Annotated in this window: 24 protein-coding genes; 23 read left to right on the top strand and 1 reads right to left on the bottom strand. The window is 40.0% G+C overall.

Going from position 1 to position 24,500, the window contains the following annotated elements; all coding sequences use genetic code 11:
• Position 1 precedes the first annotated feature (1 nt).
• From pknB to spoVM, 5 genes are all read left to right on the top strand, one after another.
• Positions 2-2,044 carry a Stk1 family PASTA domain-containing Ser/Thr kinase gene (gene pknB, locus ACRPLQ_RS01415; RefSeq protein ID WP_432235840.1) on the top strand — a complete coding sequence of 681 codons (2,043 nt, stop codon included), beginning with the start codon at positions 2-4 and terminating at the stop codon, positions 2,042-2,044.
• Positions 2,045-2,057: 13 nt separating this feature from the next.
• The gene (rsgA, locus tag ACRPLQ_RS01420) at positions 2,058-2,939 is read left to right on the top strand and encodes a ribosome small subunit-dependent GTPase A (RefSeq protein WP_013058917.1); all 882 of its coding nucleotides are present in this window, start codon (positions 2,058-2,060) and stop codon (positions 2,937-2,939) included.
• Positions 2,940-2,941: 2 nt separating this feature from the next.
• Positions 2,942-3,598, top strand: a complete 657-nt coding sequence (rpe, locus tag ACRPLQ_RS01425) for a ribulose-phosphate 3-epimerase (protein WP_013058916.1) — start codon at positions 2,942-2,944, stop codon at positions 3,596-3,598.
• 116 nt (positions 3,599-3,714) lie between these two features.
• Positions 3,715-4,362, top strand: a complete 648-nt coding sequence (locus tag ACRPLQ_RS01430) for a thiamine diphosphokinase (RefSeq protein WP_028411450.1) — start codon at positions 3,715-3,717, stop codon at positions 4,360-4,362.
• Between the two features lie 79 nt (positions 4,363-4,441).
• Entirely contained in the window at positions 4,442-4,522 is an 81-nt protein-coding gene (gene spoVM, locus ACRPLQ_RS01435) for a stage V sporulation protein SpoVM (RefSeq protein ID WP_016765421.1), read from the top strand.
• 57 nt (positions 4,523-4,579) lie between these two features.
• On the opposite strand, the gene rpmB is transcribed toward spoVM, so the two are convergent.
• Positions 4,580-4,768 (bottom strand): 50S ribosomal protein L28, encoded by a 189-nt coding sequence (gene rpmB / locus ACRPLQ_RS01440; RefSeq protein ID WP_013058914.1) that lies wholly within the window; start codon positions 4,766-4,768, stop codon positions 4,580-4,582.
• A 314-nt stretch (positions 4,769-5,082) separates the two neighbouring features.
• Between rpmB and ACRPLQ_RS01445 the strand changes: the two genes are divergently transcribed.
• From ACRPLQ_RS01445 to ACRPLQ_RS01530, 18 genes are all read left to right on the top strand, one after another.
• Positions 5,083-5,445: an Asp23/Gls24 family envelope stress response protein gene (locus ACRPLQ_RS01445; protein ID WP_013058913.1), complete on the top strand. Its 363-nt coding sequence runs from the start codon at positions 5,083-5,085 to the stop codon at positions 5,443-5,445.
• A 16-nt stretch (positions 5,446-5,461) separates the two neighbouring features.
• Entirely contained in the window at positions 5,462-7,129 is a 1,668-nt protein-coding gene (locus tag ACRPLQ_RS01450) for a DAK2 domain-containing protein (protein ID WP_028411449.1), read from the top strand.
• 195 nt (positions 7,130-7,324) lie between these two features.
• Positions 7,325-8,353: a PTS sugar transporter subunit IIC gene (locus tag ACRPLQ_RS01455; RefSeq protein ID WP_016765419.1), complete on the top strand. Its 1,029-nt coding sequence runs from the start codon at positions 7,325-7,327 to the stop codon at positions 8,351-8,353.
• Between the two features lie 212 nt (positions 8,354-8,565).
• Complete coding sequence (sdaAB, locus tag ACRPLQ_RS01460; protein ID WP_028411448.1) at positions 8,566-9,228, top strand: L-serine ammonia-lyase, iron-sulfur-dependent subunit beta; 663 nt, start codon at positions 8,566-8,568, stop codon at positions 9,226-9,228.
• Positions 9,229-9,307: 79 nt separating this feature from the next.
• Positions 9,308-10,195: an L-serine ammonia-lyase, iron-sulfur-dependent, subunit alpha gene (sdaAA, locus tag ACRPLQ_RS01465; protein WP_013084817.1), complete on the top strand. Its 888-nt coding sequence runs from the start codon at positions 9,308-9,310 to the stop codon at positions 10,193-10,195.
• Positions 10,188-12,236, top strand: a complete 2,049-nt coding sequence (gene recG / locus ACRPLQ_RS01470; RefSeq protein ID WP_033579773.1) for an ATP-dependent DNA helicase RecG — start codon at positions 10,188-10,190, stop codon at positions 12,234-12,236. Before sdaAA ends, recG begins: the two co-directional genes overlap by 8 nt.
• 263 nt (positions 12,237-12,499) lie before the next feature.
• Entirely contained in the window at positions 12,500-13,063 is a 564-nt protein-coding gene (gene fapR, locus ACRPLQ_RS01475) for a transcription factor FapR (protein WP_013058909.1), read from the top strand.
• Positions 13,064-13,083: 20 nt separating this feature from the next.
• Positions 13,084-14,088 (top strand): phosphate acyltransferase PlsX, encoded by a 1,005-nt coding sequence (gene plsX / locus ACRPLQ_RS01480; protein WP_028411446.1) that lies wholly within the window; start codon positions 13,084-13,086, stop codon positions 14,086-14,088.
• 3 nt (positions 14,089-14,091) lie between these two features.
• Positions 14,092-15,036, top strand: a complete 945-nt coding sequence (gene fabD, locus ACRPLQ_RS01485; RefSeq protein ID WP_432235637.1) for an ACP S-malonyltransferase — start codon at positions 14,092-14,094, stop codon at positions 15,034-15,036.
• Position 15,037: 1 nt separating this feature from the next.
• The gene (gene fabG, locus ACRPLQ_RS01490) at positions 15,038-15,778 is read left to right on the top strand and encodes a 3-oxoacyl-[acyl-carrier-protein] reductase (RefSeq protein ID WP_013058906.1); all 741 of its coding nucleotides are present in this window, start codon (positions 15,038-15,040) and stop codon (positions 15,776-15,778) included.
• 138 nt (positions 15,779-15,916) lie between these two features.
• A complete protein-coding gene (acpP, locus tag ACRPLQ_RS01495; protein WP_013058905.1) occupies positions 15,917-16,150 on the top strand; it encodes an acyl carrier protein in 234 nt (77 codons plus the stop codon).
• A 181-nt stretch (positions 16,151-16,331) separates the two neighbouring features.
• The gene (gene rnc / locus ACRPLQ_RS01500) at positions 16,332-17,078 is read left to right on the top strand and encodes a ribonuclease III (RefSeq protein ID WP_165635185.1); all 747 of its coding nucleotides are present in this window, start codon (positions 16,332-16,334) and stop codon (positions 17,076-17,078) included.
• Positions 17,079-17,155: 77 nt separating this feature from the next.
• Positions 17,156-20,716 (top strand): chromosome segregation protein SMC, encoded by a 3,561-nt coding sequence (gene smc / locus ACRPLQ_RS01505; RefSeq protein WP_165635186.1) that lies wholly within the window; start codon positions 17,156-17,158, stop codon positions 20,714-20,716.
• 25 nt (positions 20,717-20,741) lie between these two features.
• A complete protein-coding gene (gene ftsY / locus ACRPLQ_RS01510) occupies positions 20,742-21,740 on the top strand; it encodes a signal recognition particle-docking protein FtsY (RefSeq protein ID WP_013058902.1) in 999 nt (332 codons plus the stop codon).
• Positions 21,741-22,013: 273 nt separating this feature from the next.
• The gene (locus ACRPLQ_RS01515) at positions 22,014-22,346 is read left to right on the top strand and encodes a putative DNA-binding protein (RefSeq protein WP_025750337.1); all 333 of its coding nucleotides are present in this window, start codon (positions 22,014-22,016) and stop codon (positions 22,344-22,346) included.
• Between the two features lie 12 nt (positions 22,347-22,358).
• A complete protein-coding gene (gene ffh / locus ACRPLQ_RS01520; protein WP_432235638.1) occupies positions 22,359-23,702 on the top strand; it encodes a signal recognition particle protein in 1,344 nt (447 codons plus the stop codon).
• A 137-nt stretch (positions 23,703-23,839) separates the two neighbouring features.
• On the top strand, positions 23,840-24,112 hold the full coding sequence (gene rpsP, locus ACRPLQ_RS01525; protein WP_013058899.1) for a 30S ribosomal protein S16: 273 nt from the start codon (positions 23,840-23,842) through the stop codon (positions 24,110-24,112).
• A gap of 11 nt (positions 24,113-24,123) precedes the next feature.
• Complete coding sequence (locus tag ACRPLQ_RS01530) at positions 24,124-24,354, top strand: KH domain-containing protein (RefSeq protein WP_013058898.1); 231 nt, start codon at positions 24,124-24,126, stop codon at positions 24,352-24,354.
• Positions 24,355-24,500 lie beyond the last annotated feature (146 nt).

Consider the following 24,500-nt stretch of genomic DNA (forward strand, 5'->3'; position numbering starts at 1 on the left):
GTTGCTAATAGGTAGACGGCTAAACGACCGTTATAAGGTATTGCAAGTAATTGGTGGAGGCGGAATGGCAAACGTCTATTTAGGTCGCGACATGATTTTGGATCGTGATGTGGCAATTAAAGTGCTTCGTTTAGACTTTGCAAGTGACGATGCGTTTATAAAGCGTTTCCATCGAGAAGCTCAATCTGCTACGAGTATTGCTCATCCTAATATTGTCAGCATTTATGATGTTGGAGAAGAAGAAGATATTTACTATATCATCATGGAATATGTACCGGGTATGACATTAAAGCAATACATTCTGCAAGAATCACCATTATCTCTTGATAAAGCCATACATATTATGACGCAGATTACATCAGCTATTGCCCATGCTCATCAGTACGGAATTATTCACCGGGATATTAAGCCTCAAAATATTTTAATTGATCATGATGATACCATTAAAGTTACTGACTTCGGCATTGCCGTAGCACTAAGTTCTACAACCATTACGCATACTAATTCTGTTTTGGGCTCTGTTCATTATTTATCTCCTGAACAGGCAAGGGGAGGGCTTGCGAATAAGCGTTCTGATATTTATTCGCTTGGCATCGTCCTATTTGAATTGCTAACGGGTCGAGTCCCTTTTTCTGGGGAATCGGCTGTGTCAATTGCATTAAAACATTTACAGACAGAAACACCTTCTCCAAAAAGGTGGAATCCATCTATCCCTCAAAGCGTGGAGAATGTTGTATTAAAAGCAACAACTAAAGATCCATTTTACCGATACAGTTCCGTCGAAGAACTCGAAGCGGATTTACAGTCTGCTGTTCATCCAAATCGTTATAATGAACAAAGATTTACGGTGCCTGATGATGAAGAAGTGACAAAAGCCATTCCCGTTATTAAGGAGGATTTTGTTGAATCCGAAGAAACGCACGTACCTGTGAGAAAACCACCTCACTTAGAGCGCGAAGAACAAGAAGAAGAAGTAAAGCCGAAGAAAAAAAAGAAGAAAAAGAAAAAAAGCAAAAGCAAGCTGATTGTAACGCTTGTTTTAATTTTTTTGCTGCTGGCAGCTGCTAGCGTAGCCGCCGTTACATTCATTCCGGCTTTATTACTGCCAAAAGACGTAAAGGTTCCTGATTTACATAATCAAGATTATGAATCAGCTGTAACCGATTTAGTTTCTTTAGGCTTTAAAGTGAAGAATCCTAAAGATATATCTGATAATGAGGTGGAAGAAGGCGACGTGGTTAAAACGATGCCAGAAGCGGGAGACGTGATCAAAGAAGGCTCTAACGTCATTATTTATCGAAGTACAGGAAAGAAAAAAGAAGCATTTAACCGGTACATTGGAAGAAGCTTTACGGAAGTAAAAAGTCTGTTAGAAAAGCAGAATTATAAAGATATCCAATCCATCGAAGTTGAAAGCACAGAACCAAAAGGCAATATTACAGATCAGACGCCTAAAGAAACCGAACAAGTCGTGCCGGAAGATACAACGGTTACTCTATGGGTAAGTAAAGGTCCGCCGAAGATTGCATTAAAGGATTTCTCGGGCTGGACGGAAAAAAGCGTAAAAGATTATGCATCAGATGAAGATATTGAAGTGGACGTAAAAACAGCGTATTCCGACACTGTTGAAAAAGGTCTTGTGATGTCTCAAAAGCCTGCAGCGGAGCAGAGTATTGAGCAAGGTGATAAGCTCACCATTACGGTCTCAATGGGCAAAGAGCCAAAAGCTCCTCAAACGGTGTCAGTGGATGTTACCATTCCGTATAAAGAAGAGGCTGACACCGAAGCAAGCACGGAACAAGGCGACGCAACGGAAACAAGCGATGCCACTGAAACAGAAGAGGAAAAGCCAAAGCCGCAAAAAGTACAAATTTATATCGAAGATGCAGATAACGATATGTCGGTTCCTGCTAAAGAACTAACGATTACTGAAACAACAAAAGAATCATTCGATGTTTTAGTTGATGAAAATGAAAAAGCGTCTTATAAAATTGTCCGAGACGGGGAAGTTATTGAAGAAAAAGACGTTGAATATCCAGAGTGATAGGAGTGAGGTTATGCCAGAAGGAAGAATTATTAAATCCCTTAGCGGATTTTATTATGTTCTTCATGACGGACAAGTAACGCAATGTCGAGGACGAGGTGTTTTTCGTAAAAAGAAGGTAACGCCTTTAGTCGGTGACAATGTAGTATTTCAGGCGGAAAATAAGCTTGAAGGATATATACTTGAAATTAAAGAACGTAAAAATGAATTAGTTCGTCCCCCAATTTCAAATGTTGATCAGGCGCTGCTTGTTTTTTCAGCGATTGAACCTGATTTTAGTACAATGCTTCTTGACCGATTTTTAGTGTTAGTGGAGTCTAATCATATTGAACCTATTATTTGTATTTCAAAAGTAGATCTTTTATCACAGCAGCAAAAGCAAGAAATCGAGCAATATGCCGAAGAATATCGTAAAATAGGATATGAGGTCATTTTAACGTCGACAGTCACAGAAAAAGGCATGGAACAAATTCAGCCGTTATTTGAAGATCGCGTAACGGTTATTGCTGGACAGTCAGGTGTAGGTAAATCTTCACTGCTAAATACGCTTAAACCAGAGCTTGAGTTAAAGACAAATGATATTTCAATGTCACTTGGAAGAGGAAAGCATACAACACGTCATGTAGAACTGATTTCGTTTGGTGAAGGTTTAGTAGCTGATACGCCAGGCTTTAGCTCACTGGAATTTTTAACGTTAGAAGTAGAAGAGTTGACCGATTGTTTTCCTGAAATGTCGCGTTTGAGTGAACAGTGTAAATTTCGAGGTTGTTTGCATGTGAAAGAACCAAAATGTGCGGTGAAAGAAGCATACGAACAAAAAGAAATTCCGAGTTATCGCTACGAACATTACTTGCAATTTATTGAGGAAATTAAGCAAAGAAAGCCGAGGTATTAAAAATGACAAAAATCGCACCTTCCATTTTATCTGCCAATTTTTCAAAGCTTGCTGAAGAAATTCGTGAAGTTGAAGCAGGTGGAGCAGACTACATCCATATAGACGTCATGGATGGCCATTTTGTTCCTAATATTACAATTGGACCGCTTATCGTTGAGGCTGTACGCCCTGTCACAACACTGCCATTAGATGTGCATTTAATGATTGAAAACCCAGATCAATACGTTCCAATGTTTGCAAAGGCGGGTGCTGATATTTTAACGGTACATGCTGAAGCGTGTACTCATTTGCACCGCACCATTCAATTAATCAAAGAGCACGGCATGAAAGCAGGCGTTGCTTTAAATCCTGCAACGCCAATTGACGTGGTAAAGCATATCTTAGAAGATATCGATCTTATTTTATTAATGACGGTGAACCCAGGCTTTGGAGGACAAAACTTTATTCCAAGTGTACTGCCGAAAATCGAGCAAATCTCTCAGCTTATTGAAATCCGTCACCTTTCTATTGAAGTAGAGGTTGATGGAGGAATTAATGAAGAAACAGCAAGAAAATGTGTAGAAGCAGGAGCAAATGTCTTAGTGGCTGGCTCAGCTATTTATAATCAAGAAGATCGAGCTGGCGCAATCAGCCAAATTCGCACAACTGTTCAAGCGTAAGTAATAAAAGCTGCTGTGTACAACGGGTAGAACTTGTACACAGCAGCTTTTTCTTTTAGGATAAAGAAAACATATTTATTTCGTTCATTTTTTAATAGAAAAGGAGCATATACATAATGAAAATTCATATTCTAGCAGGGGGACCGGATGAACATATGCCACTCCTGCACCAATCAAATGATGTAAAGTGGGTAGGAGTAGACCGGGGCGTATTCCTGCTTCTTCAACAAGACATTTTGCCCGTGAAAGCATTCGGAGATTTTGATTCCATTACAAATGCGCAGCTTAAGCGAGTGAGAGAAGCATTACAAGATGTTGAATTGTATCCTGCGGAAAAAGATGCAACTGATTTGGAACTTGCTTTTGAGTGGGCAATAGAGCAAAAACCGGACAGTATTTGTATCTTTGGAGCAACAGGTGGAAGACTTGACCACATGTTTGGAAGCATTCAGCTCCTGTACAAAGGCTTAAAAAAGAAAGCGAATGTACAAATGATTGACAATCAAAATATCATTCAATTGTTTGAACCAGGCACTTATCATGTTGATCGTTTAAAGGAGTTTCACTATATTTCATTCGTTCCTTTTGCAGGCGGTGTAAAAGAGCTTACGCTAGAAGGTTTCAAATATCCGCTCAATAAGCATGAAGTAGAACTCGGCTCAACTTTATGTATTAGCAATGAACTTATTCAACAAAGAGGTACTTTTTCATTTACAAAAGGCATATTAATGATGGTAAGAAGCAATGATAAACGTTGCTTGTGATGAAGTATGGAAAATGAGAGCAGGACATAGGGCTTTCTTTAAAAGGAGATAAAGTGTGGAGACGGTTAGGAGGGACAGTATGAAATTCTATACAATCAAACTTCCAAAGTTTTTAGGTGGGATCGTAAAGGTCATGCTTAATTCGTTTAAAAAAGATTAACAACGCCGGAATAATAAAAGAAGCACCATAAAATATGGTGCTTTTTCATTATAAAGATTAAACGCGTTGAACTTTACCAGACTTAAGGGCTCTAGCTGAAACGTACACACGTTTTGGTTTACCGTTCACTAAGATACGTACTTTTTGAACGTTAGCACCCCATTTACGCTTAGTAGCGTTCATTGCGTGAGAACGTGCGTTACCTGAACGAGCTTTTCTACCAGTTACTACACATTTGCGTGCCATGATTTTCCCTCCTAACACCAAAAAAACTACTCAATTCTGTTTTGAGAAATACTATATTAATTTATCACAGCCTTACAGAGAATGCAATAGTTCTGGAGAAAAGCTTTCAAGAAATTTTCCTTGACATATAAAATGAATCTATGTTCAATAATATAGAGAGTAGAAATAGGTATAACTTGGGCTATTACTTATTTTAAGACAAGTTGATACCTAATACTGTCATCTTTAAAAGGGACAAGCTGGACGCCTCTTTTAAAACGAGATTGATTATAGTAGAATATTTATAACCTATGAAAGTAGAAAGGGGAACGAGTATGTCCATCGAAATGAAAACGAAGTATGGTCAAATTGATATCTCTACAGATGTAATTGCAACAATTGCTGGAGGAGCAGCTGTTGATTGTTACGGGATTGTCGGAATGGCTTCAAAAAATCAGCTTAAAGATGGTCTTACAGAAATTCTTCGCAAAGAAAACTTTACACGAGGTATTGTGGTAAGACAAGAAGAGGATGACGTACATATCGACATGTACATTATCGTAAGCTATGGAACAAAAATTTCTGAAATTGCTCATAATGTGCAAACAAAAGTAAAATACACGCTGGAACAAACGGTTGGTCTAACGGTTGATTCAGTAAATATTTATGTGCAGGGTGTTCGTGTAACGAACGTTTAATTAAGGAGGAAGATTCGTGTCAATGACAACGTTGGACGGAAAGCGGTTTAGAGAAATGGTGCTTCAAGGAGCCCAGCATCTATCTAACAATGCAGATTACGTGGATGCGCTGAACGTTTTTCCTGTACCAGATGGTGATACTGGAACAAATATGAACTTATCGATTACGTCTGGTGCTAAAGAAGTGAAAAATAAACTATCTGATCACATCGGTCAAGTGAGTCAAGCTTTGTCTAAGGGCTTATTGATGGGCGCGCGCGGTAATTCAGGAGTTATTTTATCTCAATTATTCCGCGGTTTTGCGAAATCGGTTGAGCAAAAGTCAGCGATTACAACAGTTGAGTTTGCTGAAGCTCTTGAGCTTGGTGTAGAAACTGCTTATAAAGCTGTTATGAAACCAATCGAAGGAACCATTTTAACAGTAGCTAAGGATACTGCTAAAAAAGCAGCGGCTGTTGCTAAAAAGCAATCTGATATGATTCTGTTCATGGAAGAAGTACTTAAGGAAGCTAATGCTTCGTTAAATCGCACGCCAGATCTTTTACCCGTGTTAAAAGAAGTAGGCGTAGTGGATAGCGGAGGTCAAGGGCTTGTTTTAATTTATGAAGGGTTTTTAGCTGAATTAAAAGGTGAAAAACTTCCGGGTGTACCCATGTCAGCTCCTTCGATGAATGAACTTGTAAATGCTGAGCATCATAAGCATGCGCAAAGCCATATGAATACAGAAGATATTGAATTTGGCTATTGTACAGAATTTATGGTAAGGCTGGAAGAGGATAAGCCCGCAGCTAAAACATTTTCTGAAGAAACGTTTCGCCAAGATTTAAGTAAATGGGGCGACTCGTTGCTTGTAGTATCTGATGATGAAATTGTGAAAGTTCATATTCACGCCGAGCATCCTGGAGAAGTGTTAAACTACGGGCAGCAATATGGAAGTTTAATTAAAATGAAGATTGAAAACATGAGAGAACAGCATAGCAGCATTGTTTCAGATGAAGAAAAGCCTGCAGTAAAAAAGGCTGAAAAACAGCCCTTTGGCATTGTTACTGTATCAATGGGAAAAGGAATTGCTGAATTGTTCAAGAGCCTTGGGGCAACGGTTGTCATTGAAGGCGGACAAACAATGAATCCAAGTACGGAGGATATTGTCAAAGCGATTGAAGAAACAAATGCAGAACAGGTACTTATTTTACCTAATAACGGAAATATTGTAATGGCTGCTAACCAAGCGGCTGCTGTTGCGGGCAGTCACGTTTCGGTTGTCCCGTCTAAAACGGTTCCTCAAGGAATGACAGCGCTGCTATCATTTAATCCTCAGCAAAGCTTAAAAGAAAACGAGGAAGCAATGACAGAAGCTCTGCAGCACGTAAAAACAGGGCAAGTAACGTATGCAGTTCGCGATACAAATATTGATGGTCTTGAATTAGCCAAAGGCGATTTTATGGGTATTGCCGAAAAGAAAATCGTCGTAAAAGATTCAGAGAAATTAGAAGCAGCGAAAAAGCTATTGACTTATATGATTGATGACGAAGCGGAAATCCTTACGATTCTTCAAGGAGAGGATGTCTCAGACGATGAAGCTGAAGCGCTAACATCGTTTGTAGAAGAAACGTTTGAAGAAGTTGAGGTAGAGCTTCATAAAGGAGATCAACCTTTATATTCTTACATTTTTGCAATTGAATAACAAAAAAAGAAGCACTCCTCTCAAGGGGCGCTTCTTTTTTGTGTTTTTTAAGTTAAATACGAACTATTTTATTTTTACATGTTGTAATCGTTCGGCATATTAGGTATATTAGTTGAAAAGAACCCGTTTGTATGGTAGTTTTGAAAACTGATTGAGTCAAATGTGAAAGAAAACAGCATGAGAGGAGAGGCAACAGTGGATATTTTAAAAGGAACAGGTTTATTGTTATTAGTTTTATTTTTATTTTGGTTGTTTAGCAACAAGGCACCTTATGGCATGAAAGCGATGGGGGCTCTGGCAAGCGGAGCGGTGGCTGCGTTTCTCGTAGAGGCCTTTCAGTCATATGTAGGAGGAGATTTACTAGGTATTTCATTCTTAGGTGAAGTTGGAAAGGCTGCAGGAGGAATGGGAGGAGTTGCAGCAGCTGCACTAGTTGCTTTGGCGTTAGGAGTATCTCCTGTATATGCTCTTATGATGGGCGTGGTGTGTTCAGGACTAGGCTTGCTCCCTGGATTTTTTGCGGGATACCTCATGGCATTTGTAGTGAAATTTATTGAGAAAAAGGCACCTGCTGGTCTAGATTTATTAGGCAATATCTTAATTGCAGCACCTTTAACAAGATTAATTGGTAATGCATTCTCACCTATTGTAGATGCGACGCTTTTAAATATTGGAGGAATTATTAAAGATACAACAAGTGCTAGCCCTATTTTGATGGGAATTATTTTAGGGGGAGTTATTACAGTAGTAGCAACGGCTCCGCTTAGCTCAATGGCTTTAACGGCTATGCTAGGGTTAACGGGATTGCCTATGGCGATTGGAGCTCTTGCTGTGTTTGGTTCTTCTTTCATGAACTATGTGCTGTTTGATCGATTAAAAATTGGGGATCGTCGTACAACCATTTCAGTTGCAGTTGAACCTTTAACACAAGCAAATATTATTTCAGCCAATCCAATTCCTATTTACATTACCAACTTTGTTGGAGGGGCACTAGCGGGTGTAGTTGTGGCTCTGTTCGGATTAGTAAATGATGCTGCAGGCACGGCAACGCCAATCGCAGGACTTGCAGTGATGTTTGGGTTTAATGACCCTATGAAGGTCACAATTTGTGCAGTACTTTGTGCACTAGCGGGAGCATTAGCTGGGTTTATAGGTTCAGTTGTTTTTAAAAACTTTAAAATTAAAACAGTAGACGATGTAGCTTCAGAGCAAGAAGCAGCGTAAGTAATTCATCTTTTCCTGCATAACATAGCAAAAAAAGCGGTGTGCTTATCCTATTTTTATGGATAAATACACCGCTTTTTTTGTGCGTGAATCTCTAATAAAAATGAGAATTTTTAAATTTTTTAAGAGCGTGAAACAAAGCTTCCAAAAAGTCAAAAGCTCAAGTAACATATAAGTAATAACAATGTCTAAATAGCAGGGGGAAAATCCTTATGAAATATAAATCTGTCTTTGATATTATTGGTCCGGTAATGATTGGACCATCTAGTTCACATACGGCTGGTGCAGCGCGTATTGGACGCGTTGCCCGAACACTCTTTGGTAAGCAGCCCACAAAAGTTGTGGTTTCATTGTACGGTTCTTTTGCGCAAACGTATAAAGGGCACGGAACAGACGTAGCGTTGATTGGCGGTATTTTAGATTTTGATACATTCGATCAGCGTATTCCGGAGTCTTTGGACTTGGCTAAAAAGGAAGGAATCGACGTCACATTTGTTGAGGAAGCGGCAATCACCGATCATCCGAATACTGCTCGCATCAAAATGAGCGACGGATTAAAGGAAATTGAAGTTGTTGGAATTTCAATTGGCGGAGGAAAAATTCAAATTACGGAGCTTAACGGATTTGAATTAAATTTATCAGGCATGAATCCAGCTATTCTCGTTGTGCATAATGATCGATTTGGTGCCATTGCGACCGTTACAAATATTTTGATGAAACATTCAATTAATATCGGACATATGGAAGTATCTCGCAAAGAGCGCGGCGAAGTAGCGCTTATGGCAATTGAAATGGATACGAATATTGAAGATGATGTAATTGAAGAGTTAAAAACATTGCCTCACATTATTCAAGTAACAAGAATGGTTGAATAGGAAAGGCCTGGGAGAATAAATCGAATAATTATATATGGTTCTAAAGTGAAAATAAGACAGAATAATAGCGGAGGTTACTATGTTTCGAAATGTAGCAGAACTAGTAGAATTAGCAGAAAGTCAAAATGTGAAAATTGCAGAGATTATGATTCAACAGGAAATAGATATCACGGGAGTTACTCGTGAAGAAATCATGGAAAAAATGGACCGGAACTTAACGGTTATGGAAGAAGCGGTTGAACGCGGTTTAAAAGGGGTACAGTCTGTTACAGGTTTAACAGGCGGGGATGCAGTGCTGCTTCAAAACTATATTCAAAGCGGAAAATCTTTATCTGGAAATTTAATTTTAGATGCAGTTAGCAAAGCTGTAGCGACAAACGAAGTAAATGCGGCAATGGGTACAATCTGTGCAACGCCTACTGCTGGATCTGCAGGGGTAGTGCCAGGAACGCTGTTTGCAGTGCAACATAAGCTAAATCCCACTCGTAAAGAAATGATTGAATTTTTATTTACATCAGGTGCTTTTGGGTTTGTTGTAGCCAATAATGCGTCTATTTCAGGAGCAGCAGGCGGATGTCAAGCAGAAGTTGGTTCAGCTTCAGGTATGGCAGCTGCAGCGATCGTTGAAATGGCAGGAGGTACACCTAGTCAGGCAGCTGAAGCAATGGCAATTACTCTCAAAAATATGCTAGGATTAGTATGTGACCCAGTAGCGGGGCTAGTAGAAGTTCCATGTGTGAAACGAAACGCAATGGGAGCGGCGAATGCAATGATTGCAGCAGATATGGCCTTAGCAGGCATTACAAGTCGTATTCCATGTGATGAAGTCATTGATGCTATGTATAAAATTGGTCAAACAATGCCGGTTGCATTACGAGAAACTGCACAAGGAGGCTTAGCGGCAACACCAACAGGTCGCGAGCTTGAAGCGAAGATCTTTGGTATTGCATTAAATAAAAGTGAATGAACTAACAACTATTTCAATCAAAACCATTAAAGGTATTGGAGATGAAACAGCACAAGCATTAGAGGATATGCATATTCACAGTGTGCATGACTTGTTAGAACATTTCCCATACCGCTATGAAGATTATGAGTTAAAAGATTTGGCTGAAGCAAAGCACGACGAAAAGGTCACCGTAGAAGGAAAGGTTCACAGCGTCCCCTCGCTTACGTATTACGGCAAAAAACGTTCGCGCCTTACGTTTCGGCTGCTAGTAAACCGCTATTTGATTACGGTTACTTGTTTTAATCGCCCTTACTATAAATCAAAGTTAGAAATCGATCAAACTGTTACGGTTACAGGGAAATGGGATCAGCATCGGCAAACGATTAACTTGCAGGAGCTTCAATTTTCTCCGTTTGTTAAAAATCAAACGATTGAGCCTGTTTACTCAGTTAAAGGCAGCTTAACGGTCAAAGGAATGCGGAAGTTCGTCTCTCTTGCGTTGAAGAATTATGGCAGCAGCATTCAGGATATGCTCCCGGCCTCTATTCGTTCTAGGTACAAACTAGTAACGCGTGAAGAAGCGGTTAGAAGTATTCACTTACCTCGTGATCATGAAGATTTAAAACAAGCGAGACGTCGATTTGTCTATGAAGAATTTCTACTTTTTCAATTAAAAATGCAGGCGCTGAGAAAGCGCGAAAGAGAAGAAACGCCTGGAATGAAGCAAGCATTTGATTCAACTGAGCTGGTAAACTTCACGAACTTGCTGCCGTTTCCGTTAACAAGCGCTCAAAAACGTGTAGTAAACGAAATTACGCACGATATGAAATCGCCTTATCGCATGAATCGCTTGCTGCAAGGTGATGTAGGGTCAGGTAAAACAGTCGTAGCAGCGGTTGCTTTATACGCCACTGTTTTAGCGGGACATCAAGGTGCTTTAATGGTACCGACTGAAATTTTAGCTGAACAGCATGCAGAGTCATTAACTGCGATGCTTGAAAAGGTAGGCATCAGCGTAGGATTGCTAACAGGGTCTGTTAAAGGAAAAGCAAGAAGAGAGCTGCTTCAGCGAGTGAGAGACGGAGATGTTCATGTATTAGTAGGTACACATGCCTTAATTCAAGACGAAGTTATATATAATAGTTTAGGGCTCGTCATTACGGATGAACAGCACCGCTTTGGAGTTGGACAGCGCCGGGTTTTACGTGAAAAAGGAGAAAGTCCGGATGTACTGTTTATGACGGCGACTCCTATTCCAAGAACCCTTGCTATTACGGTGTTTGGAGAAATGGATGTGTCCATTATCGATGAAATGCCAGCAGGACGTAAGGCTATTGAAACGTACTGGGTAAAACATGATATGCTTGAACGTATTTTACATTTCGTTGAAAAAGAAATACATGATGGCAGACAAGCTTACGTTATTTGTCCGTTGATTGAAGAATCGGACAAGCTGGATGTTCAAAATGCCATTGATGTGCATGCAACACTCACTCACTATTTTAATGGAAAAGCAAGCGTTGGTCTCATGCACGGAAGATTGTCACCTGATGAAAAAGAAGAAGTGATGAAACAGTTTAGCGTAAATGACGTGCAGATTTTAGTATCAACAACGGTTGTAGAAGTAGGAGTGAACGTTCCGAATGCAACCGTAATGGTCATTTATGATGCAGAGCGCTTTGGGTTATCTCAGCTTCATCAGCTAAGAGGACGCGTAGGACGAGGAGATGCACAGTCATATTGTATTCTACTCGCGGATCCGAAATCAGAAGTTGGAAAAGAACGAATGACCATTATGACGGAAACAAACGATGGATTTGTATTATCAGAAAGAGACTTAGAGCTTCGTGGGCCTGGTGATTTCTTTGGTAGAAAACAAAGCGGGATGCCTGAGTTTAAAGTAGCGGATATGGTGCACGATTACCGTGCGCTTGAAGTAGCCAGAGAAGATGCTGCTAAGCTTGTAAATTCCGACAGTTTTTGGACAGAAGAGCAGTTTGCGCTGCTGAGAATACAATTAGAAGCAACGGGCGTATTAACTGGAGAAAAATTTGATTAGTAAAAGAGGCTGAAAGTAGTTTAGTTGAAGGGAAATCCGAACGATGAATCGAGATTCTTGACGAAGAATCCAACTCGTTCGGATTTTTTCATTGGTAGGGTGAACGTCGGTTTCATGTATGTAGATACTTTTAGCGGCTGTTAATAGTCATGAATATCTATAGTGTGATGCACAGAATACAGCATGTGAAAAATGTTGCAATTAGAAGGCAATGATTATATACTGCTATTAGTACCTAGTATTAAAAGTTCGGATGGTGGACAATGAAGCGCAGTAAAAAAGAAAGACAGCAGCTATTAAAAACGACAATTGAAGAAAACCCATTTATTACGGATGAAGAACTAGCAGACCGTTTTTCAGTGAGCGTTCAAACAATTCGATTAGACCGCCTAGAGTTGTCGATTCCTGAACTGCGAGAACGTATTAAGCATGTAGCTTCAAAACAACTAGACGAGGAAGTGCGTTCGCTTCCGATTGAAGAAGTCATTGGAGAAGTTATCGATATTGAACTAGATCAATCAGCGATATCTATTTTTGATGTGAAAACAGAGCATGTGTTTCAGCGTAATCAAATCGCTCGTGGTCACCACCTTTTTGCGCAAGCTAATTCGTTAGCTGTCGCTGTTATTAACAACGAACTAGCGCTCACAGCAGATGCGTCGATCCGTTATCATCGCCCTGTTAAGCTTCATGAACGAGTGATAGCAAAAGCGAAAGTTCTGTCAACTAGTGAAGTGCGAACCACCGTTGAGGTAAACAGCTATGTAGGGCAAGAGCAAGTGTTCTCTGGCACTTTTAAAATGTATCGTTCTACAAAGGATAAATAATAAAAAGGATGAGACGCAACATGAAACTAGCTATTGATGCAATGGGCGGAGATCATGCACCGAAAGCCATTATTGAAGGTGTAGAAAAAGCTACTGCTCAATTTAAAGAATTACATATTACGTTAATTGGAAACGAATCAGAAATAAAAAAGCATTTAACAAATTCAGATCGTATTTCAATTATTCATACAGAAGAAACCATTGATGCAACTGATGAGCCAGTGCGAGCTGTGCGCCGTAAAAAACAAGCATCTATGGTATTAATGGCAAATGAAGTAGCCGAAGGTCGTGCTGATGCTTGTATTTCAGCAGGAAACACAGGTGCGTTAATGACAGCGGGACTTTTTATTGTAGGTCGCATCAAAGGCATTGAACGTCCAGCACTTGCTCCGACGCTTCCGACACTAGATGGAAAAGGCTTTTTAATGCTAGACGTTGGTGCAAACGTTGATGCCAAGCCTGAACATTTGCTCCAGTACGCTGTGATGGGGTCGGTGTATGCCGAAAAAGTACGCGGCATTCAAGCTCCTAGAGTGGGACTGTTGAACATTGGAACTGAAGATAAAAAAGGAAATGACTTAACCAAACAAGCTTTTCAGCTACTAAAAAACGCTGATCTCAATTTTGTAGGCAACGTGGAATCTCGTGATTTGCTAAACGGCGTAGCCGATGTGGTTGTAACAGATGGTTTTACAGGAAATATGACTCTTAAGAGCATTGAGGGAACGGCGCTTTCCTTGTTTTCAATGATTAAACAAGAATTAATGAGCACGTTAAAAAGCAAGTTAGCCGCAGCGGTACTCAAGCCTCAGCTGCAGGGTTTAAAAGCGAAAATGGATTACAGTGAATATGGAGGAGCAGGGCTGTTTGGATTGCATGCGCCTGTTATCAAAGCGCACGGTTCGTCGGATGCGAATGCAGTATTTAGCGCGATTAAGCAAGCTGTGAATATGGTGGAAAACAATGTGTCTTCCACTATTCAAAAAGCAATCGAACAAACTGCTAATGAAGAAAAGGAGAGATAAGAAATGGGGAAAATTGCTTTTATCTTTCCAGGCCAAGGGTCACAAACTGTTGGTATGGGAAAAGATTTATATGATGAAACAGAGGAAGCAAAAAAGCTGATTCATACAGCTGACGAAGCTTTAGGGTTCAGTCTTTCAAACATTATTTTTGAAGGCACTCAAGAAGAATTGACTTTAACTTATCACGCTCAACCTGCTCTTTTAACAACGAGTACAATGCTGCTTGAAGCGTTTAAAACGAGCGGAATTACACCCGATTTTGTTGCGGGTCACAGTCTAGGAGAATACAGTGCGCTTGTGGCTGCTGAGGTTTTATCGTTTAAAGATGCTGTTGTGGCTGTTCACAAAAGAGGTCGCTATATGGACGAAGCTATACCAGCAGGTCAAGGTACAATGGCAGCAGTGCTTGGCATGTCTGCGGAAGATCTAGAAGCCGTTACCGCTCAAATTACAAACGAAGGCGACGCTGTTCAGCTTGCAAATATTAACTGTCCGGGTCAAATTGTTATTTCAGGTACGGTAAATGGCGTAGAAAAAGCAGGAGCTCTTGCCAAAGAAAAAGGTGCAAAACGCGTGATTCCTCTAGTGGTAAGCGGTCCGTTTCACTCTAGTTTAATGAAGCCAGCTGCTGAAAAATTACGTGATACGCTAGAAACAGTGGGCTTTAGCGATGCGAAAGTTCCAGTCATAGCAAACGTAACAGCAAAGCCGGTTACTGACAGTCAAGATATTCAAAACAAGCTAGTGGAACAACTGTATTCTCCAGTGAGATGGGAAGAAACAGTTGAGACACTTCTTGCAGAAGGTGTAGATACATTTGTTGAAATTGGACCAGGAAAAGTATTATCAGGTCTTGTGAAAAAAGTAAATCGCCGTGCGGCTGTTTACGCTGTTAATGATCTTACATCATTAAAATCAACGATTGACGCACTAAAAGGGGGAGAATAACATGTTACAAGGGAAAGTTGCAGTTGTAACAGGCGCTTCTCGCGGAATTGGTCGTGCCGTTGCAATTGAGCTGGGAAAGCTTGGTGCTAAAGTAGTTGTAAACTATTCTGGAAGCGAAGCGAAAGCTCTTGAAGTTGTGGATGAAATTAAAGGACTAGGAACGGATGCAATTGCTGTACAAGCAAATGTGGCAGAAAGTGATTCTGTACAAGCAATGATAAAAGAAGCGATTTCTACATTTGGTTCAGTAGATATTTTAGTAAACAATGCGGGCATCACACGTGATAATCTTCTTATGCGTATGAAAGAAGACGAATGGGATGATGTTATTAATACAAACTTAAAAGGCGTGTTTTTGTGTACAAAAGCGGTTACTCGTCAAATGATGAAGCAGCGCGCAGGACGCATCATTAACATTTCATCAATTGTCGGCGTCAGCGGTAATGCTGGACAAGCAAATTATGTAGCAGCAAAATCAGGCGTGATTGGTTTAACAAAAACAACTGCCAAAGAATTAGCAAGCCGCAATATTACAGTGAATGCAGTTGCTCCAGGTTTCATTGCAACAGACATGACGGATAAATTGAATGAAGAAGTTCAGGCGGAAATGTTAAAGCAAATTCCTCTTGCAAGCTTTGGCCAGCCTGAGGATGTTGCGAACGCAGTTGCGTTTTTAGCATCAGATGCAAGCCGTTATATTACGGGTCAAACGATTCACGTTGACGGCGGAATGGTGATGTAAAAAAGGCACTTTACGAAAAGTGCAATTTGGTGATAAAGTACAAAGGGACGTTTACTAGGCGACCGATAAACTTTATTATTCAACCATAGTATTTTAGATGGAAATCATCTATAATGACTTGAGGGGAGGTGAAGAACAATGGCAGAGGTACTAGAACGCGTAACAACAATCATTGTTGATCGTCTTGGTGTAGACAAAAGTGAAGTGAAACTAGAATCTAGTTTCAAAGAAGACTTAGGTGCTGACTCTCTAGACGTAGTTGAATTTGTAATGGAGCTTGAAGAGGAATTCGATATTGAAATTTCTGACGAAGAAGCTGAAAAAATTTCAACTGTAGGAGATGCAGTTAATTACATACAGAGCCAAATTTAATCTGTAGTATATGTATGAAAAGCCCCGTTAAACAGCGGGGCTTTCTCTTCTTTTTAAGAATTTCAAAAAAAGACCTCTTTTTTTTGAAAAGGTAGTGTATCTTTTAGGATACCTCGTTTTATAATGAGAGATGGTAGGGAAAAACTACGAAACAATTGAAGCAGGTAAGCGGAGGTATTTTATGCCTAAACAATATTCAAATCGAGATCGAAAGATGAACGTGAAATTCAAGCAAAATTTTGCCGAGTTTCAAAAGGAAATTGGTATTCAGTTTACAAATGAAGCGCTTCTTTTTCAAGCATTTACACATTCATCCTATGTGAATGAGCATCGCAGAAGACCGTATGAAGACAACGAGCGTCTTGAGTTTTTAGGAGATGCCGTATTAGAGCTAACCGTATCACAATTTTTATTTAAAAAGTATCCAACGATGAGTGAAGGTGAGTTAACGAAGCTTCGTGCAGCAGTTGTGTGTGAACCGTCGCTTGTTACTTTTGCAAATGAAATGGATTTTGGTAAACTAGTGTTACTTGGAAAAGGTGAAGAGATGACGGGCGGCCGATCTAGACCGGCTTTACTGGCCGATGTGTTTGAAGCATTTATCGGAGCTCTTTATTTAGACCAAGGGCTTGATACGGTAGTAACAATTCTAAAAAAAGTTGTCTTTCCAAAAATTAATGAAGGTGCTTTTTCTCATGTGATGGATTTCAAAAGCCAGCTTCAAGAAGTGATTCAACGTGATGGAGTTGGACAATTAGAATACAAAGTTTTGCAAGAAAAAGGTCCAGCGCATAATCGCGAATTCTTATCTCGCGTATCGTTAAATGGTGAAGAGCTCGGCGTTGGTATAGGCCGTTCGAAAAAAGAAGCAGAGCAAAAAGCAGCTCAAGTAGCTATTACGAAAATTAGAGCAAGTCAAACGAAATAAAATGATCCCCCTCTTAACGCATTCGTTATAAAGGGGGATTTGCTATGAAAAGATTACATGTGTGAGGGGGGATTTCTATGTTCCTCAAACGATTAGATATTGCAGGGTTCAAATCGTTTGCAGAAAAAGTATCGATAGATTTTGTGCCAGGTGTAACAGCGGTAGTAGGACCGAATGGGAGCGGAAAAAGCAACATTACGGATGCTATACGCTGGGTGCTTGGAGAACAGTCAGCCAAATCGCTTCGTGGAGGGAAAATGGAGGACATTATTTTTGCAGGAAGCGAATCACGCCGTGCGGTAAACGTGGCTGACGTAACGCTGACTTTGGAAAATGATGACCAGTTTCTCCCGCTTGATTATCATGAAGTTAGTATCACAAGGCGCGTGTACCGCTCAGGAGACAGTGAATTTTTTATTAACAACCAGCCGTGCCGTTTAAAAGATATTGTCGATTTATTTATGGACTCAGGACTTGGAAGAGAAGCTTTTTCGATTATCAGTCAAGGAAAAGTAGAAGAAGTACTAAGCAGTAAATCTGACGAGCGCCGTAAAATTTTTGAAGAAGCAGCAGGTGTATTAAAATACAAAACGCGTAAACGAAAAGCGGAGCTTCGGCTTCTCGAAACGCAAGAAAATTTAAATCGAGTAGTAGATATTCTTCATGAAATTGAAGGTCAGTTAGAGCCTTTACAGATTCAATCGTCTATTGCAAAAGATTATTTGCAGAAAAAAGAAGAATTAGAGCACATTGATGTGGCTGTTACGGTATTTGAAGTTGAAGATCTTCATCAGAAATGGGAAAAATTAAAAGCTGAAATGGCTCAGCACGAGCAGCTTGAAGAATCTCTCGCGACGAATATTCGCACGCGTGAAGGAGAAATCCAGACCCTTCGTTCGCATATTCAGCAAATTGATGAACAGCTAGACTCTTTACATAAAAAACTACTATATGTAAGTGAAGAAGTAGAAAAGCTAGAAGGCAAAAAAGAAGTATTAAAAGAGCGTAAGAAAAATGCTTTTCAAAATAAAGAGCAGCTGGAACGTTTAGTAAAAGAGTATACTCATAAGCATCAAGAGTTAAGTAAAGCAAAAGACAGCGAAGGAAAAGATCTTGAGCAATCTCAAAAAGAAGTGCAAGAGATACGTCTGAAGCTTACTGAGCAGGAACAGTTGTTCAGGCAGTACAGTGAGAATCTAGAAGAAAAACTTGAACAGATGAAAAGCGAATATTTTGAATTAGCGAACGCTCAAACATCCGCTCGAAATGAAATTTCATTTTTAGAGCAGCAAAAAATGCAAACGTTTGAAAAAGAGCAGCGCTTAACAAAATCCAACGAGCAATACGTCCAACAGCGCCGTGAATTAACGCAGCGAAAAGAAGCGGCGATCAAAAGGCTCGCTCAGTTTCGTCAAGAGCTTCAGCAGGCTGTACAAGTGTATAAGCAGCAAGAAGAGAAGCTTGAGTCATTAAGGCAAGCCTATCGTAAACAAGAGTCTACGCTTTATCAAGCTTATCAGTACGTGCAACAGACAAAATCACGAAAAGAAATGCTTGAAGAGATGCAAGAAGACTATGAAGGTTATTTTCACGGTGTAAAAGAAGTACTAAAAGCGCGTGATGGGAAGCTTGCAGGTATTAAAGGTGCCATTGCTGAGCTAATTAATGTCCCAAAAGAGTATGAAACAGCGCTTGAAATTGCGCTTGGAGGAGCAGCTCAGCACATTGTCGTTCAAGACGAACAAAGTGCCCGTCAGGCAATTGGCTTTTTGAAACAAAACGGTTACGGAAGAGCTACATTTTTACCACTGACGTCTGTAAAAGACCGTTATGTTCCGGCTCAAACTATTTCTATGCTAGAGAGTCACGAAGCGTATGTAGGAATCGCTTCATCTCTTGTTAAATACGAAGCTACTTACGACCGAGTTATTAAAAATTTGCTTGGAACCGTTATTGTTGTCAATGATTTAAAAGGCGCGAATGAACTTGCCCGCCTTGTGCAGCATCGCTATCGTTTTGTGACCGTTAAAGGGGATGTGGTCAACCCCGGTGGTTCGATGACAGGCGGTTCAATGAAGCAAAAGTCCAACTCTTTGTTAGGCCGTCAGCGTGAAGTGGAAGCCATTACGGCAAAAATAGAAGAGATGGAACAAAAGACGCTTGTGCTCGAGCAAGATGTGAAAGATAAAAAGTCACAGATTGAAGAGCTTCAACAGGAAATTAATAAACAGCAGGCATTTGTGGAACGCTTGAAAGACAAAGAGCAGGAATCTGACCGAGAAGTAAAGCAAATTGACATCGAAGAAAAAGCAGTGAATGACCGCTTAACCATGTATGATCATGATATTGCTAGCTTTAGACAAGATCAAACAAGCTTGTCCGCTCGAATTGATGAGCTGCATACGAGTTTGCAGGGAAATCAGCAGCAGGCAAATGTATTAGAGAAAAACATTGAAGAGTTAGCTGCACGCAAGCATACACAGCAAACGTCTAAAGAAACGGTTCAACATGAGCTTACAGAAGTAAAAGTGCTTCTTGCGAAAAAAGAACAGTTCCTCACAAATCAGCAAGAAAAATACGAAAGAGTGTGCTTTGAGCTTGATCAAACCATTCAGCGTTTGTCTGAAGCTACAGATGATCTTTCTCTTTTAACGAGTGAAATCACAAGCAACGACTCGGGTGAACTTCAGCTCGAAGAAGCGGCGCATGAGCGAATAAAAGAAAAGACAGAAACGTTACAATTAATGGATGACTGCAGATCAGAGCGGTTGAAAGCCCAGAATAAGCTTGAAGACGAAGAAAGGGTTGTAAAAGAGCTCCAGCGTCAGTACAAACAAATTACGGATGCTTTAAAAGATGAAGAAGTCAAAATCAATCGAATTGACGTAGAGCTAGACAGCCGTCTCCAGCAGCTGACAGAAGAGTACGAAATTAGCTTTGAAGCAGCAAAAGAAAAGTATCCTTTAACATTAGATATTCAAGAAGCAAGGAAAAAAATCAAGCTCATTAAGCTGGCAATTGATGAATTAGGAACCGTAAACTTAGGTTCTATCGAACAATACGAACGCGTTTCAGAACGCTATGAATTTTTAAATACGCAGCGAGCTGACCTCGACGAAGCGAAAAATACCCTGTATCAAGTGATTGAAGAAATGGACGAGGAAATGAAGAAACGTTTTTCTGATACGTTCTCTCGTATCCGCAATGAATTTGGCACAGTGTTCTCTTCACTATTCGGAGGAGGAAAAGCGGATTTGAAATTAACAGATCCGAAAGATTTATTAAATACAGGAGTGGAAATTGTTGCCCAGCCTCCTGGGAAAAAACTGCAGAATCTAGGGTTGCTGTCAGGCGGCGAGCGTTCGTTAACAGCCATTGCCCTCCTGTTTTCTATTTTGAAAGTACGTCCGGTGCCGTTTTGTGTGCTAGATGAAGTGGAAGCGGCGCTTGATGAAGCGAACGTTCATCGCTTCGCTACGTATCTACGCAAATTTAGTAATCAAACACAGTTCATTGTTATTACTCACCGAAAAGGTACAATGGAAGAAGCTGACGTACTGTACGGTGTGACAATGCAAGAATCTGGCGTATCGAAATTAGTCTCTGTTCGTTTAGAAGAATCAAAGCAATATGTTTAACTCATAGAATGAAAGGGTGGTACGAATGAGCTTTTTTAAGAAATTAAAAGAAAAAATTACAATGCAAACGGATTCTGTTACACAAAAATTTAAAGATGGACTATCAAAAACACGCAATTCTTTTTCGGAACGTGTGAATGATCTAGTGTCTCGCTATCGTCAAGTAGACGAAGAGTTTTTTGAGGAATTAGAGGAAATTTTAATTAGCGCTGATGTCGGCGTGGCTACCGTGTTGGATTTAATTGATGACTTAAAATCGGAAGTGAAACGCCGTAATATTAAGGACCCTCAAGATGTACAGGCTGTCATCTCTGAGAAATTAATTGATATTTATGAATCTGGTGAAGAGCAGATTGGTGAATTAAATATGCAGCAAAATGATTTAACGGTTATTTTGTTTGTAGGGGTAAACGGCGTTGGGAAAACAACAACAATTGGGAAAATTGCACATAAATTCAAACAAGAAGGCAAAAAAGTCGTAATGGCGGCAGGAGATACGTTCCGTGCCGGTGCGATTGAGCAGTTAGAAGTATGGGGAGAACGCGTTGGTGTTGATGTTATTAAGCAATCTGCAGGCTCTGACCCTGCCGCTGTCATGTATGACGCTGTTCAGTCAGCCAAGGCTCGAAAAGCAGATGTTTTATTATGTGATACAGCAGGTCGCCTTCAAAACAAAGTGAATTTAATGAAAGAATTAGAGAAAGTAAAGCGTGTTATTGAGCGAGAAATTCCTGGTGCTCCGCATGAAGTGCTTCTCGTACTTGATGCGACGACGGGTCAAAACGCTTTAAGTCAGGCTAAAACATTCTCAGAAGCAACGAACGTGACTGGAATTGTGTTAACAAAACTAGATGGTACGGCTAAAGGCGGGATTGTTCTTGCCATTCGAAACGAACTGAAGCTTCCTGTTAAATTCGTTGGACTTGGAGAAAAAGTAGACGACCTTCAGCCGTTTGACACGGAGCAATATATCTATGGGTTATTTGCCAATGCTGTAGAAGAAGAAACAGAAAAAGAGGCGTAATCTAAAAAGAGGCTGGGATAAAAGTATCTTCGTTGAAGGAAGATCCGAACGATTAATCGTTCGGATCTTTTTATTAGTAGGGTGGACGCAGGTTTCATATTTAGTCGTCTTTAAATTGAAGTAATTTAGTTATGTTTCCATCTCTTTTAAGTGGAAAAATGTGAGGTGTTAAGGAAAAAACTTGACATTCAAACTTCGCCTAGTTAAACTAATAACATGTAAAGGCTTTTCACTTAACAAGGGGGCGGTCAGATGGTTGAAAAGAGCGTGCATATGCTCGAGAAAACAACAAGAATGAATTACTTATTTGACTTCTATCAGGCGCTGTTGACGCCCAAACAAAGAAGTTATATGTCACTTTATTACTTGGATGATTATTCCCTCGGTGAAATAGCGGAAGAATTTGATGTGAGTCGTCAAGCAGTTTATGATAATATAAAACGTACAGAGCAAATGCTTGAACAATATGAGGAAAAGCTATTGTTATTTCAACGGTTTCAAGAGCGTCAATCAATTGTTCAACAACTGAAAGACGAACTTGCAGCCGACTTACACAAGAACAGTAAGCTTTCTTCTCTTCTTGATTCGCTCGAGAAATTAGATTAGGGGGCGGCGTATATGGCATTTGAAGGATTAGCCGACCGTTTGCAAAGCACACTGCAAAAGTTAAAAGGAAAAGGAAAAGTTAACGAAGCTGATGTTAAAGAAATGATGCGTGAAGTTAGACTTGCCCTTTTAGAAGCCGATGTAAACTTTAAAGTAGTAAAAGACTTTGTTAAGCGCGTAAGCGAACGTGCTGTAGGTCAAGACGTTCTTAAGAGCTTAACGCCTGGACAGCAAGTTATTAAGGTTGTACAAGAAGAATTAACTGCACTTATGGGCGGAGAGCAAAGCAAGATTGCAGTAGCTCCAAAACCTCCAACTGTAATTATGATGGTTGGACTTCAAGGTGCAGGTAAAACAACAACAACTGGTAAACTTGCCAATTTATTACGTAAAAAATATAACCGTAATCCATTGCTTGTAGCAGCAGATATTTATCGTCCGGCAGCTATTAAACAGCTTGAAACACTAGGGAAACAGCTTAGCATGTCTGTTTTTTCATTAGGTGATCAAGTAAGTCCTGTGGAGATTGCGAAACAAGCTATTGCTCATGCGAAAGAAGAGCATCACGATTATGTATTAATTGATACAGCGGGACGTTTGCATGTTGATGAAAATCTAATGGAGGAGTTAGAACAGATCAAAGAGCTTTCTAACCCAGACGAAATTTTCCTTGTTGTCGATGCGATGACGGGTCAAGATGCAGTAAACGTTGCGGATAGCTTTAATAAGCAATTAGGATTAACTGGCGTTGTATTAACGAAACTAGACGGCGATACGCGCGGTGGTGCAGCGCTTTCTATTCGTGCAGTAACTGATACACCAATTAAGTTTGTCGGTCTTGGAGAAAAGATGGATGCTATTGAAGCATTCCACCCAGAGCGTATGGCTTCCCGTATCTTAGGTATGGGTGATGTGCTGACGCTTATCGAAAAGGCTCAGGCAAATGTAGATGCTGAAAAGGCAAAAGAGCTTGAAGCTAAGCTGCGCACGCAGTCATTTACATTTGATGACTTTTTAGATCAACTTGCTCAGGTGCGTCAAATGGGACCGCTTGATGAGCTAATTGGTATGCTTCCGGGCGCCAATAAAGTAAAGGGGCTCAAAAACCTGCAGGTTGATGAAAAGCAAATTAATCATGTAGAAGCAATTATTCGTTCGATGACGAAAGCGGAAAAAACAAACCCTGAAATCATTAATTCAAGTCGAAGAAAGCGTATTGCAAAAGGAAGCGGACGTTCTGTACAAGAAGTCAATCGTTTGCTTAAACAATTTGAAGACATGAAAAAAATGATGAAACAAATGACAAATATGTCAAAAGGCAAGAAAAAGGGTATGAAACTTCCATTCTTTTCATGATAAAATGCTTGATTTGAACTGAAAAAACCAAAGAAAATAAAATATTTTTCTAGTGTTAAGAAAAAAACCTTTACAAACATTTTACCTATTTGATATTATATTATCTTGTTGAAACATATTCGGAGGTGCTTTATAAAATGGCAGTAAAAATTCGTTTAAAACGTATGGGAGCTAAAAAATCTCCTTTCTATCGTATCGTAGCAGCAGACTCTCGTTCACCACGTGATGGACGTTACATCGAAGTAGTTGGAACTTACAATCCTGTAGTTCAACCAGCTGAAGTTAAAATCGATGAAGAGCTAGCTCTTAAATGGTTACAAAATGGTGCTAAACCATCTGATACAGTTCGTAACCTTTTCTCTAACGAAGGCATCATGGAAAAATTCCATAATGCTAAATTAGGAAAATAATTTCACTCGAGATGACATCACTAATCGAAACAATTGTAAAGCCGCTTGTTGATTATCCAGCTGATGTTAAAGTGGAGGAACAAGAAGATGAACGTCAAGTGACGTACATCCTTACTGTTCACCAAGAAGATGTCGGCAAAGTAATCGGCAAACAAGGCCGCGTTGCAAAAGCGATTCGAACTGTTGTGAATGCAGCAGCATCACAGCAAGGTAAAAAAGTGTATGTGAAAATTCAAGAGTAATCAAAAAGGGAGAGGGATAACCTCCCCCTTTTTTTATGTTATGATAAGATGAACGTTTTGATCACAGTAAGTCTTTTGCGAGCAAGAAGCAGCTATTTCAATATGCATGTAAAAAGCACAAGGTCACTATCTTGAGGGCGGAGGGA

This window comes from Priestia sp. TRN 1309, from assembly GCF_050846875.1.
Classification (GTDB): domain Bacteria; phylum Bacillota; class Bacilli; order Bacillales; family Bacillaceae_H; genus Priestia; species Priestia zanthoxyli.